This is a genomic window from Amycolatopsis sp. NBC_01480 (genome assembly GCF_036227205.1).
Taxonomy (GTDB): Bacteria; Actinomycetota; Actinomycetes; order Mycobacteriales; family Pseudonocardiaceae; genus Amycolatopsis.
In genome coordinates, this window is sequence record NZ_CP109442.1 from 6553515 (window position 1) to 6570270 (window position 16756).

General features: G+C 72.4%; 15 protein-coding genes. 12 read left to right on the forward strand and 3 right to left on the reverse strand.

The window, feature by feature from the left end:
• The 3 genes from OG371_RS31335 (at position 1) to OG371_RS31345 (ending at position 3186) form a co-directional block, all read left to right on the forward strand.
• A complete protein-coding gene (locus tag OG371_RS31335) occupies positions 1–963 on the forward strand; it encodes a gluconeogenesis factor YvcK family protein (RefSeq protein ID WP_329073319.1) in 963 nt (320 codons plus the stop codon).
• A 36-nt stretch (positions 964–999) separates the two neighbouring features.
• On the forward strand, positions 1000–1992 hold the full coding sequence (gene whiA / locus OG371_RS31340; protein WP_091618824.1) for a DNA-binding protein WhiA: 993 nt from the start codon (positions 1000–1002) through the stop codon (positions 1990–1992).
• A 159-nt stretch (positions 1993–2151) separates the two neighbouring features.
• Positions 2152–3186: a glucosyl-3-phosphoglycerate synthase gene (locus tag OG371_RS31345; protein ID WP_329059078.1), complete on the forward strand. Its 1035-nt coding sequence runs from the start codon at positions 2152–2154 to the stop codon at positions 3184–3186.
• 34 nt (positions 3187–3220) lie between these two features.
• Here OG371_RS31345 and OG371_RS31350 read toward each other — a convergent pair whose 3' ends face one another.
• On the reverse strand, positions 3221–4114 hold the full coding sequence (locus OG371_RS31350; RefSeq protein ID WP_329059079.1) for a sterol desaturase family protein: 894 nt from the start codon (positions 4112–4114) through the stop codon (positions 3221–3223).
• Positions 4115–4181: 67 nt separating this feature from the next.
• Here OG371_RS31350 and OG371_RS31355 point away from each other — a divergent pair, with 67 nt between their 5' ends.
• Complete coding sequence (locus OG371_RS31355) at positions 4182–4790, forward strand: TetR/AcrR family transcriptional regulator (RefSeq protein ID WP_329059080.1); 609 nt, start codon at positions 4182–4184, stop codon at positions 4788–4790.
• A gap of 930 nt (positions 4791–5720) precedes the next feature.
• On the opposite strand, the gene OG371_RS31360 is transcribed toward OG371_RS31355, so the two are convergent.
• Positions 5721–6158: a PPOX class F420-dependent oxidoreductase gene (locus OG371_RS31360; RefSeq protein ID WP_329059081.1), complete on the reverse strand. Its 438-nt coding sequence runs from the start codon at positions 6156–6158 to the stop codon at positions 5721–5723.
• Between the two features lie 77 nt (positions 6159–6235).
• Here OG371_RS31360 and OG371_RS31365 point away from each other — a divergent pair, with 77 nt between their 5' ends.
• From OG371_RS31365 to OG371_RS31395, 7 genes are all read left to right on the forward strand, one after another.
• On the forward strand, positions 6236–7705 hold the full coding sequence (locus OG371_RS31365) for a hypothetical protein (RefSeq protein ID WP_329073320.1): 1470 nt from the start codon (positions 6236–6238) through the stop codon (positions 7703–7705).
• Position 7706: 1 nt separating this feature from the next.
• A complete protein-coding gene (locus OG371_RS31370; RefSeq protein WP_091618832.1) occupies positions 7707–8510 on the forward strand; it encodes a hypothetical protein in 804 nt (267 codons plus the stop codon).
• 12 nt (positions 8511–8522) lie between these two features.
• Positions 8523–12998, forward strand: a complete 4476-nt coding sequence (locus OG371_RS31375) for a hypothetical protein (RefSeq protein WP_329059083.1) — start codon at positions 8523–8525, stop codon at positions 12996–12998.
• A 55-nt stretch (positions 12999–13053) separates the two neighbouring features.
• Positions 13054–13227, forward strand: coding sequence for a hypothetical protein (locus tag OG371_RS31380; protein WP_329059084.1), 174 nt, complete (start codon positions 13054–13056; stop codon positions 13225–13227).
• Positions 13217–13369, forward strand: a complete 153-nt coding sequence (locus OG371_RS31385; protein ID WP_329059086.1) for a hypothetical protein — start codon at positions 13217–13219, stop codon at positions 13367–13369. Before OG371_RS31380 ends, OG371_RS31385 begins: the two co-directional genes overlap by 11 nt.
• A 98-nt stretch (positions 13370–13467) precedes the next feature.
• Entirely contained in the window at positions 13468–13671 is a 204-nt protein-coding gene (locus OG371_RS31390) for a hypothetical protein (RefSeq protein ID WP_329059087.1), read from the forward strand.
• A gap of 169 nt (positions 13672–13840) precedes the next feature.
• A complete protein-coding gene (locus OG371_RS31395) occupies positions 13841–14632 on the forward strand; it encodes a TIGR03620 family F420-dependent LLM class oxidoreductase (protein WP_329073321.1) in 792 nt (263 codons plus the stop codon).
• A 1-nt stretch (position 14633) separates the two neighbouring features.
• On the opposite strand, the gene OG371_RS31400 is transcribed toward OG371_RS31395, so the two are convergent.
• Positions 14634–15278 carry a LysE family translocator gene (locus OG371_RS31400; RefSeq protein WP_329059088.1) on the reverse strand — a complete coding sequence of 215 codons (645 nt, stop codon included), beginning with the start codon at positions 15276–15278 and terminating at the stop codon, positions 14634–14636.
• A gap of 257 nt (positions 15279–15535) precedes the next feature.
• Here OG371_RS31400 and OG371_RS31405 point away from each other — a divergent pair, with 257 nt between their 5' ends.
• Positions 15536–16711 (forward strand): winged helix DNA-binding domain-containing protein, encoded by a 1176-nt coding sequence (locus tag OG371_RS31405; RefSeq protein ID WP_329059089.1) that lies wholly within the window; start codon positions 15536–15538, stop codon positions 16709–16711.
• Positions 16712–16756: the final 45 nt, after the last annotated feature.

Consider the following 16756-nt stretch of genomic DNA (forward strand, 5'->3'; position numbering starts at 1 on the left):
GTGCGCGCTGTCGCGCTCGGTGGGGGACACGGCCTGCACGCGACGCTGACCGCGTTGCGGCGGGTCACCCGTGAGGTCACGGCCGTGGTGACCGTCGCCGACGACGGCGGGTCCTCCGGCCGGCTGCGCCGCGAGCTCGGCCTGCTGCCGCCGGGCGACCTGCGGCAGGCGTTCGCCGCGTTCGCCGCCGAGGACGGCGGCACGCTGTGGGCCGAGGTGTTCCAGCACCGGTTCGGCGGCGACGGCGCGCTGGCCGGCCACGCGGTGGGCAACCTGCTGCTGGCCGGGCTGTTCGAGGTGCTCGGCGACCCGGTGGCGGCGCTCGACGAGGCGTGCCGGCTGATCGGCGTGTCCGGGCGCGTGCTGCCGATGTCGCCGGAGCCGCTGGAGATCGAGGCGGAGGTGAGCGGCCTCGACAGCGAGGACCCGGCGGCGCTGCGCCTGATCCGCGGCCAGGTCGCGGTCGCGAGCACCCCGGGGCAGGTGCACCGGATCAGCCTGCACCCGGTCGGGCGGCTGCCGCGGCCGCCGAAGGGCTGCCCGGAGGCGATCGAGGCGGTGCTCGGCGCCGACGTGGTGTTCCTCGGCCCCGGCTCGTGGTTCACCAGCGTGCTGCCGCACGTGCTGGTGCCGGACCTCTACGACGCGCTCGTGCGGACCACCGCGACGAAGGTCGTCGTGCTGAACCTTGTCCCCCAGCCGGGGGAAACTGCCGGATTCTCGCCGGAGCGCCACCTCGACGTACTCTTCGAGCACGCCCCGGAGCTGCGGGTCGACGCCGTCATCGCGGACCGCGATTCGGTGCCGGACCCGGCGAGTCTCCGCCGCGCGGCCCGCCGGCTGGGCGGCCGGGCCCACCTGGGGGCGGTGGGCGACCCGGTGGTGGAGGGACGGCATGATCCTGATGCGCTCGCCCGGTGCATGAGAGAGGCTCTCGGTCTCGGTGGGGAGCACCGTGGGTGACGGCGGGCGCGGAGCGGAAGGCAGGAGGGGCAGTACATGGCGATGACCGCCGCGGTGAAGGACGAGCTGAGCCGGCTCGAGATCACCAAGATGGGGCCGCGCCGGGCGGAGGTCGCGTCACTGCTCCGCTTCGCGGGCGGGCTGCACATCGTGGCCGGCCGGGTGGTCGTCGAGGCGGAGCTGGACACGGGCTCGGTGGCGCGGAGGCTGCGCCGGGAGATCCACGAGCTCTACGGGCACCATTCGGACGTGCACGTGATCACCGCGAGCGGCGGGCTGCGCAAGGGGACGCGGTACGTGGTGCGCGTGGTCAAGGACGGTGAGGGACTGGCCCGCCAGACCGGGCTGATCGACCAGCGCGGGCGCCCGGTGCGCGGGCTGCCCGCCGCGGTCGTCTCCGGCGGGGTGGCCGACGCCGAAGCCGCGTGGCGCGGGGCGTTCCTGGCCCACGGCTCGCTGACCGAGCCGGGCCGCTCGTCCTCGCTGGAGGTCACCTGCCCCGGGCCGGAGGCGGCGCTCGCGCTCGTCGGCGCGGCCCGGCGGATGGGCATCCAGGCGAAGTCGCGGGAGGTGCGCGGCGCGGACCGCGTGGTCGTCCGCGACGGCGACGCGATCGGCGCGCTGCTGACCCGCCTCGGCGCGCACACGAGCGTGCTGCAGTGGGAAGAGCGGCGGATGCGCCGCGAGGTGCGCGCGACCGCGAACAGGCTGGCCAACTTCGACGACGCGAACCTGCGCCGCTCGGCCCGCGCGGCCGTCGCGGCGGCGGCCCGCGTGGAGCGCGCGCTGGAGATCCTCGGCGACACGGCCCCGGACCACCTGCTGGCGGCGGGCAAGCTGCGGCTGTCGAACCGGCAGGCGTCGCTGGAGGAGCTGGGCCAGCTGTCCGAGCCGCAGATGACCAAGGACGCCGTGGCCGGCCGGATCCGCCGGCTGCTGGCGATGGCGGACAAGCGCGCCAAGGACCTGAGCATCCCGGACACGGAGTCGGCCGTGACCCCCGAGATGCTCGAGGACGAGGAAGCCTGACGCGGTTTCCGGCAACGCCGCTCCGGCACGCCGCTTGTTAACGCCGCCGCCGATGGCCGGGGAACTCGTAACACCCCGGTAGCGCCCCGGAGCGGTGGGCGAAACGTGCCACCCGGACCGTGGACTCGAGGAGATCAGCCTTCGAGGAAGGGGAAAGGCATGCGCACGAGTGGCACAGGGGAGCGCGCGCAGCTTCAGGTCTCGGCGGAGGTCGGCACCTGGCTGAACCGGCGCAGCGGCCGGGCCGGCGACTGGACGGCCGCGCAGCTGGCCGCCGCCAAGCGCGGCACCAGCGTCTCGGTGGTCATCCCCGCGCGGGACGAGGAGGCGACGGTCGGCGCGATCGTCACCGCCATCCGCGAGGAGCTGATGGAGCGGCACGCGCTGGTGGACGAGATCCTGGTGGTGGACAGCCGTTCCACGGACGCCACCGCGGAGGTCGCCGCGGCCGCCGGCGCGGACGTCGTGGCGCAGGACGCGGTGCTGCCCGAGCTCGGCGGCCTGGCCGGCAAGGGCGAGGCGCTGTGGAAGGGGGTCGCCGCGACCACCGGCGACCTGGTCGTCTTCGTGGACGGCGACCTGTACGACTTCACCACCGACTACGTCACCGGGCTGCTCGGCCCGCTGCTGACCGACCCGGCGGTGGGCTACGTCAAGGGTTTCTACCACCGCCCGCTCACCGGCTCGGCGGGCACTGAGGCCGACGGCGGCGGGCGGGTCACCGAGCTCGTCGCGCGGCCGTTGCTGAACATGTTCTGGCCGGAGCTCTCGGGTTTCGTGCAGCCGCTCGCGGGCGAGTACGCGGGACGGCGCGAGGTGCTGGAGAGCATCCCGTTCGTGGCGAACTACGGCGTCGAGATCGGCCACCTGATCGACCTGCTGGAGGCCCGCGGCCTGGACGCGCTCGCCCAGGTGGACCTCGGGCGCCGGGTGCACCGGCATCAGAGCACCCACGCGCTGGGCCGGATGGCGGGGCAGATCATGCTCACGCTGTTCGACCGCCTGGAGCGCTACGGCCGGCTCGTCACGGCGGTCCCGCCGGCCACGCTGCTGGCCCAGTTCCAGCGCGGCACCTCCGAAGGCGGCGTCGACCGCGAACTGGTGCTGACCGACCTGACCTGCGAGCAGCGGCCGCCGCTGGCGAGCCTGCCGGTGGCGCTGCGGCCGGAGAACCAGCTGCAGGACACCGCGTAAACCCGTTGTGCGCCAGGGGAGCGCGGGCCGATCGTCAGACCGTGTCGGACACCGATGCGGCGATCGGCTCGCGCTGCCCGCGCGCCGGGGACCAGCCGGGCGGGCCGAACACGTAACCGGCGCGTTGACGCCAGCCCGTCGCCGCGCGCAGGTCGCGCAGGATCGAGCCGTACTCGTGGAAGCCGACCTTCAGCAGGTTGAACGTGCCGATGTTCGTGGTGAGGCCGTAGGTCGGGCGTTTGCCCTCGGGCACGAAGCTGCGGAACAGCCGGTCCCAGACGATCAGGATGCCGCCGTAGTTCGCATCGAGGTATTCCGCGTCGCTGCCGTGGTGGACGCGGTGGTGTGACGGGGTGTTGAACACGAACTCGAACCAGCGCGGCAGCTTCCCGACCTTTTCGGTGTGCACGAAGAACTGGTAGACCAGGTCGATCGACAGCCCGGTGAGGATCATCCACGGCGGGATGCCGGCGAGCGCGAGCACCGACCAGAACGGCAGCTGGAAGTAGGGCGTCCACTTCTGCCGCAGGGCGGTGGAGAAGTTGTAGTGCTCGCTGGAGTGGTGCACCTGGTGCCCGGCCCAGAGCAGCCGGACGCGGTGGCTCGCGCGGTGGTAGGCGTAGAAGACGAGTTCCTGGCCGAGCAGCATGAGCACCCAGGTCCACCAGTCGCGCGGGTCGAACCGCACCGGCGCCAGCTCGAAGAGCGCGGCGAAGACGAAGAGCATGACCAGGCGGAACACCGCGTTGACCCCGACCGCGACGGCGCCCATCAGCAGGCTGGTGCGGGTGTCCTCGACGCTGTAGCCGATCACGTTGTCGTCGTGGCCCAGCACGTGCACCGCGACGATCTCGATCGCGACGAACAGCAGGAAGACCGGGATCGCGTACAGCACCGGGTCGCGCAGGTGCGCCAGGAAGTCGGCCACGTCGCCTCTCCTTTTAACTGACCTTTGGGTAACTTACCTACGGGTCAATTAAGGTAGGCTCTGGCCTGTGACAGAGTCAAGGGCCGTCGGCACGAAGGGCGTGCCACGCGGCGAACGCGAGTCGCAGATCCTCGCGGCAGGCACCGAGGAGTTCGGCCGCGCGGGCTACGCGGGTGCGTCGATGGTGGAGATCGCGCGCCGCGTGGGTGTCACGAAACCGTTGCTGTACCAGTACTTCGGCTCGAAGGACGGGCTGTACCTGGCTTGCCTGCGCCGCGCGGGCGACCAGTTGGCCGGCGGCGTCGCGGAGACGATGGCCGCCGGCGGCGAACCGGACCGCATGCCCCTGGCCGTCCTGTCGGCGATCTTCGAGACGTTCGACCAGGACCGCTACGCCTGGAAACTCCTCCGCGACCCGACGGTCCCGTCAACCGGCGAAATCGCCGCCGCGGCCGAGGACTACCGCACCCGCCTGGACGCCTTCGCCCTGATCGGCGCGGGTCAGCTGCTCGGCTCCCGCGGCCTGTCGGACCCTGTGGACACCCAAGTGGTCGCCCACGTCTGGACTGGCGTGGTTGATTCGCTGATCGGCTGGTGGATCGACCGCCCCGCCGAATCGGCGGCCGCGATGACCGATAGGTGCGCGCGGGTGATGGCGAAGCTGTTCGGCTGGTGACGGCTGTCCACTGTGGACTCAGGGACTCGTGAGTGGTTATGACGGTTAGAACCGTCCTGGCCACTCACGAGCCTGTGGTGCGTGGCCGGGACAACCGGCGCCGCTCCGGTTGGCCCGGCCACGGCCGGGGGCCCTCGCTTGAGGGGCGGGGAGGGTGTTCCGTTCAGGAGCGGGGGAGTGGCCTGCCGTCAGCCGCGGCACCTGCTCCGTCGTCGGCGGAGGTGGTGGCGCGTGGGCTCCCCTCGGCGACGGTGAGAGATCTCCCGTCGGCGGTGGCGCCGCTCGTCGCTCTGCTGAGCGAGTCGGTCGGCGAAGCGTCAGCGAGTGGTGTGCGCCCGGGGTGACCGGCGCCGCTCCGGTCACCCCGGGCGCAGTCCGTAGGCCCGGCGAACCGGGCGTAGTGCCGATGTCCCTCGCGCCGTCGCGGCAGTGCGGGCACGTCCGCGGAGCCGGGGCTCGTGGAGCCGGGCGCGGTGCGCCAGGTCAAGCGGATCGCCACGAAAACCTCCTCCAGCACCGGAAAGCGGGGGACACCGGCGTCGGCCGCGAGGTCCGTCAGAGGACTTCGGCCGGTACTCGAGAGATATAGTTAGGAAACTTTCCTATCTATGGGTGAGATCACACCATCTCCGACCGGGCGATGTCAATACCGAACCACGTCCTCACAGTCTGTGGCCGGGATACCCGGAAAAGGACAGAAAGAAGGCCGGGTCCCCACTCAGGAACCCGGCCTGCACCCAACCCCGCGGCGCCCTCACGACGAACCCGCAACGAACCTCGCGATCAACCCCGCAGCGAACCGCGTGACGAACCCGCAGAATGCCCCGCGAGGAACCCCGCGACGAACCTCGTAACGAACCCGCAGTAAACCCGGCAACGAACCAGCGTTGGGCTTCGCAACGAGCCCCGCAGCAACCCGGCGCCGAACCCTCACCCAGCGATATCAGCCCGTGCGATCACCTTGGTGATCTTCGCCCGGACGAGGGATTCCTCCGGCACCGCGTTCCGCCGCCCGTACTCCTCCGCCCGCTCGGCGCCCATGTACCGCTCACCCAGCCGGGTCGCCCACTTCAGCATCTCGTCGAAGTCCTGGGTCAGCCGCGCTTCGGCGGTGAACTGGACGTACGAGTACGGCGGCTGCTGGTCGTCCACGACCAGGGAGATCCGGCCGTCGCGGCGGATGGCCTTGCCTTTGAGGGTGTCGGTGCCCGTGGTGAAGACGATTTCGTCTCCGGAAGGGGTCTCGTCCAGCAGGAACCACACCGGCGTCACGATCGGGGCGCCGTTCGCGCGCACCAGCCCCAGCGCGCCGGTCCGGGTGCCGGAACTCGCGAACTGCCACCATTCGTCCTTGATCATCTCCCGCATGGGGTGGACGTTAGCCCGTCACCCGTGCGGGCGCCCGGGGAGGCCGACTAGCCTGGCCTGCTGTGCGAGACGACGAGATGGGCGCCGCGGGCCTGGCCGACGAGGGGCTGACCCGCCGGTTGAAGGCGCTCGCCTGCACCGCGCCGCTGCACGACCTGGACGCGCGCAAGGCGAAGCTGGACTGGGCCGACGCCACGGTCTACCAGATGGCCGAGATCGCGCTGCACACGATCGACCAGGTCACCATCGCGATGGACTTCGACACCGGCGCGGGCCACGACCAGGTGATCGACCGGCTGCTGCCGTTCATCGCGCAGCAGGCCCGGTCGCGGACGCCGGACGAGCACGTGCGGGTGGCGAAGTGGGTGCTGGACAACCTGATCAACGTCGGCACCACCGACCGCGGCTTCCGGCGCGTCTACGGCTCCATGGGCCCGGGCGGCTACCAGCGGCGCCAGTTCGACTTCAAGCTGCTCGTCGAGCTGGCCGCCCCGGACGGCGAGGTCTACCTGCGCGCCACCGACGAGGCGATCAACGTGCTGGTCGGCGCGCTGGACACCGACGTCGAGTCGGCGCAGATCGCGGCCGAGGTGAAGTTGGAGAACCTGATCAACCGCGGCCGGCTGGCCGACGCGAAGCTCGCCGCCGAGCAGGCGCGCTACCGCACTGTGCAGTACGGGGAGACGTTGCGCGCGAAGCTCGACGCCACCCGGCGCGACGTGCGGGCCGTGGACTGGGAGCGCGAGGTGCCGGACCTGATCGACTCCGCGCTGGGCCACATCGAGTCCCGCTTCCGGGCGGAGAACGCGATCCTCAAGAACATCACCACCGCGCGCGACGAGTCCGAGGACGTCGACCACAAGCGCCGCGCGGCCGAGCTGGTCGACATCGTCGCGGACTGCATCCGGCGGCACACCCGGCTGCAGTCGCGGCTGGCCGACGCGGGCGCGGTGTTCCGCGCCGAGCAGGACCGCCAGCAGTTCTCCGGCCCGCCGCAGCGCGCCACCATCGACCTGTTCGGCCAGCTGCTGGTGCCGACGCTGGGGCTGCCGCTGGCCGACGCCGTCGCGCCCGCCGAGCACTTCTTCCACGCCGTGGCCGGGATCGCCCCGCCGGTGGTGCCTTCGCTGTCGTCGCTCGTTTCGATGCTGCTTCGGCCCGTGCCGGAGCGCGACCAGCTGGTGGGCGAGGTGCCCGAGCCGGAGCTGATGCCCGCCGACGTCACCGACCGCTTCGGCGACGACGTCTGGCGCCTCGCCGACGACCTGCTCGACCTGCCCGAGGTGCCGCGCCGGCTGTCCGGCCTGTTGGAGGACGCGCGCCGGACGAAGCAGCCGGGGCTGCCCGCGCTGGTCGCGCTGCGCGCCCTGCACGCCTACAGTCCCGAGGTCGGCGCCGCGCGCCGCCAGGGGGAACGCCAGGTGCTGCTGGCCGTGGACGACGGGACCCTGCTCGAAGACCCGGACTTCGGCGGCGCGGACCTGCTGCTGTCCACCGCCGGGGTCGAGCGCGCCGACGAGACCGACGAGACCGAGGAGGTCGCCTGAGATGGCCGTGACCCACACGAGCGTCGACGCCGAGGCCGCGGCCCGGCTGGTGGCGTTCGGCATGCGGCCGAAGCAGCTGCCGGCCCGCGACGTCGTCTACGGCGAGCTGGTCCGCCGGTACGCCGAGGACAACGCGTTCAAGGCGCTCACCCACGCGGTCGCGTCCGGCCTCGGGCTGATGGTGCTGGAGGTCAACCAGCAGGCGGGCGCGGTGCTCGCGGCCACCGACGAGTCGATCTTCGAGATCAAGATGGACAGTTACGCGCGGCAGAGCAAGATCCGCGAGCGCCGCGAGACCGAGAAGGTGCTGCACGGGCTGATCCACCTGGCCACCGCGGCCCTGGGCTACCCGCGCCCGGACGACCTGGCCAACGACACGTACATCGGCCGCGTCAGCGTCGAGCTGGTGGACGCGATGGTCCGCGAGGCCGCGCGCATCCTCGACGAGCGCGCGCAGCAGGCCGAGGCCAACAACGACCCGCTGGCCGACGCGCCGGAGCTGGAGCAGGCCTGGCGCGCGTACGCCCGGCGCCCCGCCGCCGCGGCCACCAAGGACGGCCGGATGGCCGCCGACACCACCCGGGGCATGGTCGCGCGCGCCCTGCGGTTCCTCGCCGACCAGGGCTTCCTGGTGCCGGTGAGCGACGAGCAGGGCGGCACCTACCGCACCACCGGCCGTTACCAGATCCAGGTGCGCGAGCTGGCCGCCGACGCGGCGTTCGACGACCTGCTGGCACTCGACGTCGTCGCGGTCGCGGGTGCCGGGGGCACGCTGCGCGCGGCCACCACGGACACGCTGCAGTAAGAGGGGACTTCGATGTACGAGCTTTCGCGGGTCCGCCTGCACTCGGTGGGCCCCGCGGGCGCCCGCTACCAGGACGTGGTGCTGGACTTCAGCGGCGTCGGCGCCACCATCACCGCGCCCAAGCAGGACGCGCTGTTCAGCGCCGGGATCCACGCCGGAGGCCCGGTGCGCCGGCCCTCGCCCGCCAGCGTGCTGTTCCTGGAGAACGGCGGCGGCAAGTCGGTGCTGATCAAGCTGATCTTCTCGGTGATGCTGCCGGGCCGCCGCCAGGTGGTCGGCACCACGAGCACCAAGGTGCTGGAGAAGTTCGTGGCGGCCAAGGACGTCTCGCACGTGGCGCTGGAGTGGCTGCACGTGGAGACCGGCCAGCGGGTGATCACCGGCAAGGTCTCGGAATGGCGCGGGCACGTGACGTCCGCGGACTCGGAGAACCTGGTCGACTCCTGGTACTGCTTCCGCCCGACGCCCGCGCTGGCGCTGGACTCCCTGCCGCTGACGGAGGAGTCGCGGCTGCTCACCATGTCCGGCTTCCACGACCGGATCGCCGCCTCGGCGCTGGCCGAGCCGGAGCTGGAGCTGTTCTGGACGCGCCGGCACCACGAGTGGACCGGCCGGCTCGACGGCCTCGGCCTGGACACCGAGCTGTTCCGCTACCAGCGCGCGATGAACGCCGGTGAGGGAGAGGCGGCGGACGCGTTCCAGTTCTCCACCGACGAGGCCTTCGTCGAGTTCCTGCTGCGCGCGGTGCTCTCGGAGGAGGAGCCGAAGGACCTCGCGCAGGTCGTTTCGACCTACTCGCACAACCTGGCCCAGCGCGGGGACCTGTTGGCGGAGAAGGACTTCGTGTCCGGTGCGCTCGAGCTCCTCGGCCCGCTCGCCGAAGAGGAGGGCGTCGCCGCCGCGTCCCGCCGGATCGCCGCCGTCGCGCGCGCGGACCTGCAGGAGCTGGCCGGGCGGATCCACGCGCGCAACGAGCTGGAGAACGCGCGGCTGGACGGCCTGGACGACCACGTCGAAGAGGTGAAGACGGCGGAGAAGCTCGCGGAGGGCGACCACCGCCGCCTCGCCGCCGGGGTCACCGAGCTGCGCCGCCTGGTCGCGGTGCTGCGCCTCGACGAGGCCCAGTCCGCCCGCAAGCGCGTGGACGCCGAGCTGGCCGAAGCCAAGACCGAGGCCGAGGCCTGGCGCGAGACCGCCACCGTGCTGAACCAGCTGAACGCCGGCCGCAAGGCGAAAGACCTGCGTGAGCTGGTCGGCAACCGCGAGGAGAAGGCCAAGCCCGCGCTCGAAGCCCGCAACGCGGCGGCGTCGGCGCTCGGCCGGGGCCTGCTCGCGCTGGCCCGCGACGCGCAGCGGCAGGCCGACAAGGCCGAGGCGCACGCGGACGCGTTGCGCGCGGAGGCGGAGAAGGCGCAGACCGACCGGGACGAGGCCGCGAACCTGGCCGCCGGGCGTCGCGCCGAAGCCCGTGGGCTGTCCGCCCGGATCGCCGAGCTGCGCGAGGAGATCTCCGGATCCGTCCGAAGTGGACTGCTGAGCGCGGGCACCGACGTCGCCGAGGCCGCCCGCACGGCCCGGGCCGCGGCTGAGAGTGCCGCCGCCGAGTTCGCCCGGCGTGAGCAGGAGCTGGAGCGCGTCGCCGAGGATCTCCAAGCGGCGCAACGAGCCGTGAACGAGGCACACCAGCTGTCCGGGTCCACCCAGGACCGCCAGGTGCGGGCGCTCGAAGACCTCGACCGCGCGCACCGCCGTACCGACGCGCTCGCCGCGGAGCCCCGCCTGGTCGAGCTGCTCGGCGCCGACGACGTGAACCTGGAGAGCGACCTTCCCGTTCTGCTGCAACGGCTTCGCGAGGCGAGCGCGACCGTCGAGCGGGAGCAGACCGAGCTGCGGATGGCCGAGTCCGCCGACGAGCGGGCGCTGTCCGCGCTCGGTTCGGGCGGGCTGCTGCCGCCGCCGCAGGACGTGCAGGCCGCCCTCGACGCGTTGGAGCAGGCCGGGATCACGGCGTGGTCCGGCTGGCGCTATCTGTCCAAACTGGACTCCGTCCGCCGCGACGAGGTGCTGGAACGGCTGCCGCAGCTGGTCGCCGGGGTGCTGCTGAACGACGTCGCGCAGGTGCCGCGGGCCCGCGAGGTGCTGGCGAACAGCCGGCTGCTGCCGAGCGCGGTCATCGCGGTGGGCACGACCGACGCGTTCCAGGCCGCGGACGGGGCACTGTCTTCGGGCGTCGAGTCCTGCGTCGAATTCATTGTCCCGCCGAACCCGGCGATGTACGACGAGGAGGCGGCCGACACCGAGCGCGAGGCCGTGGCGCAGCGCAACACCGAGCGGCAGCGGCGCCTGGAGCGGCTGGCCGAGTCGCTGTCGGCCGACGGCGCGCTGACCTGGAAGCTCACCACCTGGCGTGAGGACTACCCGCCGGGCGCGATCGCGACGCTGGCCGAGCAGGCCCAGACCGCCCGTACCGCAAGGGAAACCGCGCAGACCGCGCTCACTCAGGCGGAGACGGAGTTCGCGCGGCTGAGCGAGAAGGCGGCGACGCTGCGCGAGCGCGTGCCGGCGTTGCGCGTGGCGTTGGCGGAGGCCGAGGACAAGGCGCGACGGCTCGCGGAGCTGTCGACGCGCGCGGTGCGCGTTGCCGAATGGACCGAAGAAGTCGAGCGTGCGGGCGAGATCGCGGAGCGCGCGGAGGTCAACGCCTCCGATGCGGCGGCGAAGGCCGCGCGGCTGCGCGAGCAGGCGGGGGAGGAGCAGCGGACCGCTGACGGCCACCGTCGTACCGCCACCACCGCTCGTGCCGAGCTGGCCGAAGTGCCGGGCGCCGGCGAGCTGGGCGAGGACGTCGAAGCCCCGGCCGAGCCGGTGGACGCGCTGAGGCGGACCTTCGCGTCGGCGTCCGAGGCCTACGCGAAGGTGGAGGTCGGCAGCGACCTGCGCGCCGAGCTGGACCAGGCCGAATCGGCCGAGGCCGCCGCGGGCTCCGCGCTGGAGTCGCTGGACGAGGCCGTGCGCCGTCGTTCGGCGGAGCTGCTGGAGACCCCGGACGGCTCGGACGCCTCGGCTCGTGCGGCGGCGCTGGCCCGGGCGCGGCGCGTCGTCGACTCGGTGGAGGAGGAGCGCACCGAGGCGATCGGGCTGGTCTCCACGCGGCGGGCGGAGCTGGAAGTGCTGCCGTTGCAGTCCGGCGCGGCCCCCGCCGACCGTCCGCGCGACATCGAGCACGGCCTGGAGCTGATCGACGCCGCGTCGCTGGAAGTCTCGGCGGCGGCCCGGAAATGGGAGGAACTGCAGGAGCGGCGTGCGGCGGCGGAGGCGACGCTGGACTCGGCGAAGGCGTCGGCGTCCGGCTTCGCGCTGCTCGCGGAGTCGCTCGCGCACCTGCAACCCGAAGCCGCGGAGGCTGCGTACGACGGCGACGTCGACACGGCGCGCGCGAAGCACACCCAGCTCAACGCCGTACTGGCTGAAGCGCAGCAAGCCGCGGACACCGGCGACAAGCGCGTACGCGAGGCGGCTGACCAGCTGGCCCAGTACGCCACGGAGAAGCGCTTCGAGAAGCTGAGCACACCCGTACGTCAGCAGGTGATCTCGGTGAAGCGCGACCAGCTGCCGGTGCACGCGGGCGAGTGGGCCGAGGCGCTGCGGCCGCGGCTGCGCACGCTGACCGACGACCTCGCCCAGATCGACCGGCACCGCGGCGGCATCATCACGCGCCTGCAGGGCATGGTCGACGGCGCGTTGCGGACGCTGCGCTCGGCCCAGCGCGTCTCGCGGCTGCCGGACGGGCTCGGCGACTGGTCGGGTCAGGAGTTCCTGCGGATCCGGTTCACGGAGCTGGAGGAGAACGTGCTGGCGGAGAAGCTCGGCGAGGTCGTCGACGAGGCCGCGGCCGGCAAGACCGCCGACGGCCGAGACGTCAAGCGAGACGGGCTTTCCCTGGTGCTGCGCGGAGTCCAGGTGTCGGCGCCGAAGGGCTTCCGCGTCGACATGCTGAAGCCGGACTCCGTGCTGCGCACCGAACGCCAGCGTGTTTCCGAGATCCGCGACGTGTTCTCCGGCGGCCAGCAGCTCACCGCGGCGATCATCCTGTACTGCACGCTCGCGGCGCTGCGCGCGAACAACCGCGGCAAGGCGCGCAACCGGCACTCCGGCGTGCTGTTCCTGGACAACCCGATCGGCCGCGCGTCGGCGGGCTATCTGCTGGAGCTGCAGCGCGCAGTCGCGGAGGCACTGGGCGTCCAGCTGATCTACACGACGGGCCTGTTCGACGCCGGCGCGCTCGCGGAATTCCCGCTGATCGTCCGCCTCCGCAACGACGCGGACCTGCGTGCGGGCCGCAAGTACCTCTCGGTCGACTCGACCATCCGGACTTCTCTGGACGACCTCGGCGAGCCCGACGGCGTCGCCCGCCTCTCGGCGACGCGCATGTTCACCCGCGGCGCGGCCGATGCCGAGGAACCTGCGCAGGACGAACAGACGGCGTAGGCGTGGTGTGGCACGGGGTAGCACCACGTGCCACTTCATCCCGTTGAATAGCCCCATGAGCCTCCACCACGAGATCACCCAGCGGGACCTGCGCAGCAGATCCCAGGCGGTCACCCGCGCGCAGTTCGCCCGGGGATCCGAGCACGCGCCCGTGGTAGACCTGGAGAGCTTCCGCGCGGAGTCTGATGCGAGCCTCGACGGTGGGGCGTCCGACCCGTATGAGCGGTGAGACCAGTGAAATTCACGGGTTGCCGGACACGAACATCGGCGATCCCGCGCCGTCGGATCGACCACGCCTGGTGTTTCGTGGTGTGGCGCTCGGTGATCCCGGCGCGGGCGTGGTGGAGCGGATGCCTCGTTGGCTGCGCTGAGTGCAGCCCATGAGGCATTCGCTGCGTGTCGTTGTGTCACTGGGATCTCAGGGACCTCGGGAGTCACATCTGTCACCGGCTCGCGGCCCGCTCCGGCCATGTTCCCCGTGCAGTGGCCGGCTCCCGGCCTCGACCGTTCCAGCAAGCCACGTCAACCCGACCGGATCACGCGACACCAGCTGCCGGACGTACTGTCGATCAGCGCCGTCACCCTCGCCGAGCTTTCCGCCGGCCCGCAGCACGTCGGCTCGCCGGAGTCCTGGCCGCGGGCCGGACGCCGCGGCGACGGGTCGCCGACCTGATGATCGCCAGCACGGCCATCGCGTGGCGGCTTCCGTTGTACACCACCAATCCCCAGGACTTCGCCGGGCTGGAGTCGCTGCTTCACCTGGTTCCCGTCGATCGCCCGGCCTGACGGGGAACAACGGCGGGGAGGCCCGAGTTGATCGCGGCCTGGACAAACTCGGCCCGCTGGGCGTCGCCAGTCCCGTGTTCGGCGCGGCGGACACCGCCGCCGCGGCGGAGAAAGCCGTTGAGCTGGAAGAACTCGGCTTTTCGGAGCTGTGGCTGCCGGGCGGCCCGGGCAACAACCTGCCGCTCGTGCCGGCCGTCGTGCGGGCGACGAAGCGGATCACCGTGGCCAACGGGATCCTGCCGGTCGACCACGTGCCCGCGGCGGAGCTGGCGGAGGTGTACGGCGAGCTGGCCGAGTCGCACCCCGGCCGGTTCGTGCCGGGCATCGGCGGCGCGCACGGCGCCCGTCCGCTGGCCACGCTGAACGCGTACTTCGACGAGATCGACCCGGTGGTCCCGCAAGCCGAGCGCGTCCTTTCGGCGATGGGGCCGAAGATGCTGGAGCTCGCGCGCGACCGTGCGGCGGCGGCCTACCCGAACCTCGTCACGCCCGGCTACATCGCGTCCGCGCGGGAGATCGTCGGCCCGGACACCCAGCTGGTGGTGGGCGTGCCGATCGTCGCGGAGACCGACGCGGACCGCGCCCGCGAAATCGTGCGCGGCGGCTCGCTGCCGTTCCTGTCCAGCGTTCCGGGTTACATCGCGAACTTCCGCCGCATGGGCTTCACCGACGCCGACATCACCGGCCTGTCCGACCACCTCGTCGACACGCTCACGGTGTGGGGCGACCTCGACGCCGTCGCCGCCGGCCTGCGCGCCTACCTCGACGCGGGCGCCGACCAGGTCGTGATCCACGTCGACGGACTGCCGCTGTCCTGGCCCGCGGAGCTGCTTTCGGCGCTGGGCTGATTCAGTCCTTGCGGCCGGTGAACGCGAGCGTCGTGCCCAGGCCGATCATCACCAGCCCGCCGGTCCCGCCGATCAGCTCCAGCCGGCGGGGCGAGCGGGCGAACCACGAGCGGGCCGTGCCGGCCGCCACGGCCCAGACGCTGTCGGTGGCCAGCGCGATCACCGGCAGGCAGATCCCGAGCAGCAGCATCTGCGCCGGCACCGAACCCGCGCCCGCGTCGACGAACTGGGGCAGGATCGCGGCCAGGAACACGATCGACTTGGGATTCGCGAAGCCCACCACGAACCCGTCGCGCAGCACGGCCCAGGTGCGCCCGGGGGCGGCGCGCACGGTGGACGCCATCGCCTCGGTGAGCTTGCGCCGTTTCCGGATCGCCTGCACGCCCAGGTAGACCAGGTACACCGCGCCCGCCAGCTTGATCGCCGTGAACACCGCCGCGGACGTCGTCACGAGCACCCCCAGCCCGAACGCCACCGCGACCACCTGCGTGTACACCCCGGTCGCATTGCCCACCACGGTCAGCAACGCCTCGCGCCGCCCCACGGTCAGCGCGCGGCTGATCGTGAACAGCACACTGGGCCCGGGAACGACAACCATGACGAACGTGAGCGCGGCGAACGCCACGAGGTGCGCGGTGGTGACCATGCGCCCGAGGGTAGAACCCGGCCCGGCGTGCCGACCACGTTTTTTCCGCGGTGGCCCGTCACCGGGTTCTCGTCGCACGCGCTGCGCCGTTCGCCGGTGGCCGGAGCTTTGTTGCTGCGAGGGCGGGAATGCTTGCGGTTGAGTCGTGGCGCTGCCTCTTGCCGTGCCGGGAGTCGCAGCCGCTGAGCCCCAGCGTCCTTGGCCCCGACCTGCCGACCACGCGTTTTTGTCGTACCCCGCTGGTAAGAACTTGTCCTGTGAAGATCACCCCAGACCAGCGCCGGGCCAGGCTCGGCGTGCGGCACCATCTCGCGGCCCCCGCCGCCTCGGCCGAACAGGCGGCCGACGGCGTCGTTGCCTTGCATGCCACCGATCCGGCGTCGGTGTACCTGGCCGTGCGAGCGCGGACGGGCACCGACGCCGTGGCCGGGGTCGAGCGCGCGTTGTACGAAGACCGCACCCTGCTGCGGATCCTCGGCATGCGCCGCACGGTTTTCGTCACCGGGGTGGACACCGCGGCGCTCGTGCAGGCGGGCTGTTCGGCCGAAATCGCTGCCAAGCAACGGAAACTGCTCGAACAGCACCTCGCGAACCAGGGCCACCCGGAGAACCTGCCCGACCCGGGGCCGTGGCTGCGGGAGGTCGAGCAGAGCGTTGAAACCGCGTTGCGCGCCCGCGGTTCCGCCACCGCGCAGCAACTCGTGGAAGACGAGCCGCGCCTGCGTCAGCAGCTGCACATGGCCAAGGGCAAGCCGTACGCGGCGATCGGCAACGTCACCAGCCGTGTGCTCTTCCAGCTCGCGGCCGACGGGCGGATCGTGCGCGGCCGGCCGCGCGGCAGCTGGCTGAGCACCCAGTACCAGTGGGCACCGCTCGACGGGTGGCTGCCCGGTGGGCTCGCCACGTGGCCCGCCGACGAGGCGAGGGCGGAGCTGGCCCGCCGCTGGCTGCGCGCGTTCGGCCCCGCGCCCGTCGCCGACCTGCGCTGGTGGACCGGGTGGACGGCCGGACAGACGAAAAAGGCGCTCGCCGCCGTACAACCCGTGGAGGTCGACCTCGACGGTGAGCCCGGGGTGGTCCTCGCCGACGATCTCGAGCCGGTCGCCGAGCCCGCTCCGTGGGTCGCTCTGCTACCCGCGCTCGATCCCACGGCCATGGGCTGGGCGGCGCGCGATTGGTACGTCGGCGGCCACCGCGAAGCCCTGTTCGACCGCAGCGGAAACATCGGGCCCACCGTGTGGAGCGACGGGCGGGTGGTCGGGGCGTGGGCCCAGCGCGCGTCGGGTGAGGTCGTCACCCGGCTGTTCGAAGACGTTGGCTCGGACAAGGCGGCGGCCGTCGAGCGGGAGGCCGCCGGGCTCACCGAATGGCTGGGGGAGGTGCGCGTGATCCCGCGGTTCCGGACCCCGGCCGAGCGTGACCTGGGCGGGTGAGCCGGGGCACCAATACCGATCAAGCGAGTGGTCCGCCCACGGCCG

Coding starts and splice junctions, on each gene's coding strand:
- whiA (WP_091618824.1), top strand. CDS start 1,000: ATGGCGATGACCGCCGCGGTGAAGGACGAGCTGAGCCGGCTCGAGATC.
- OG371_RS31345 (WP_329059078.1), top strand. CDS start 2,152: ATGCGCACGAGTGGCACAGGGGAGCGCGCGCAGCTTCAGGTCTCGGCG.
- OG371_RS31360 (WP_329059081.1), bottom strand. CDS start 6,158: ATGCGGGAGATGATCAAGGACGAATGGTGGCAGTTCGCGAGTTCCGGC.
- OG371_RS31365 (WP_329073320.1), top strand. CDS start 6,236: ATGGGCGCCGCGGGCCTGGCCGACGAGGGGCTGACCCGCCGGTTGAAG.
- OG371_RS31370 (WP_091618832.1), top strand. CDS start 7,707: ATGGCCGTGACCCACACGAGCGTCGACGCCGAGGCCGCGGCCCGGCTG.
- OG371_RS31375 (WP_329059083.1), top strand. CDS start 8,523: ATGTACGAGCTTTCGCGGGTCCGCCTGCACTCGGTGGGCCCCGCGGGC.
- OG371_RS31380 (WP_329059084.1), top strand. CDS start 13,054: ATGAGCCTCCACCACGAGATCACCCAGCGGGACCTGCGCAGCAGATCC.
- OG371_RS31385 (WP_329059086.1), top strand. CDS start 13,217: ATGAGCGGTGAGACCAGTGAAATTCACGGGTTGCCGGACACGAACATC.
- OG371_RS31390 (WP_329059087.1), top strand. CDS start 13,468: ATGTTCCCCGTGCAGTGGCCGGCTCCCGGCCTCGACCGTTCCAGCAAG.
- OG371_RS31400 (WP_329059088.1), bottom strand. CDS start 15,278: ATGGTCACCACCGCGCACCTCGTGGCGTTCGCCGCGCTCACGTTCGTC.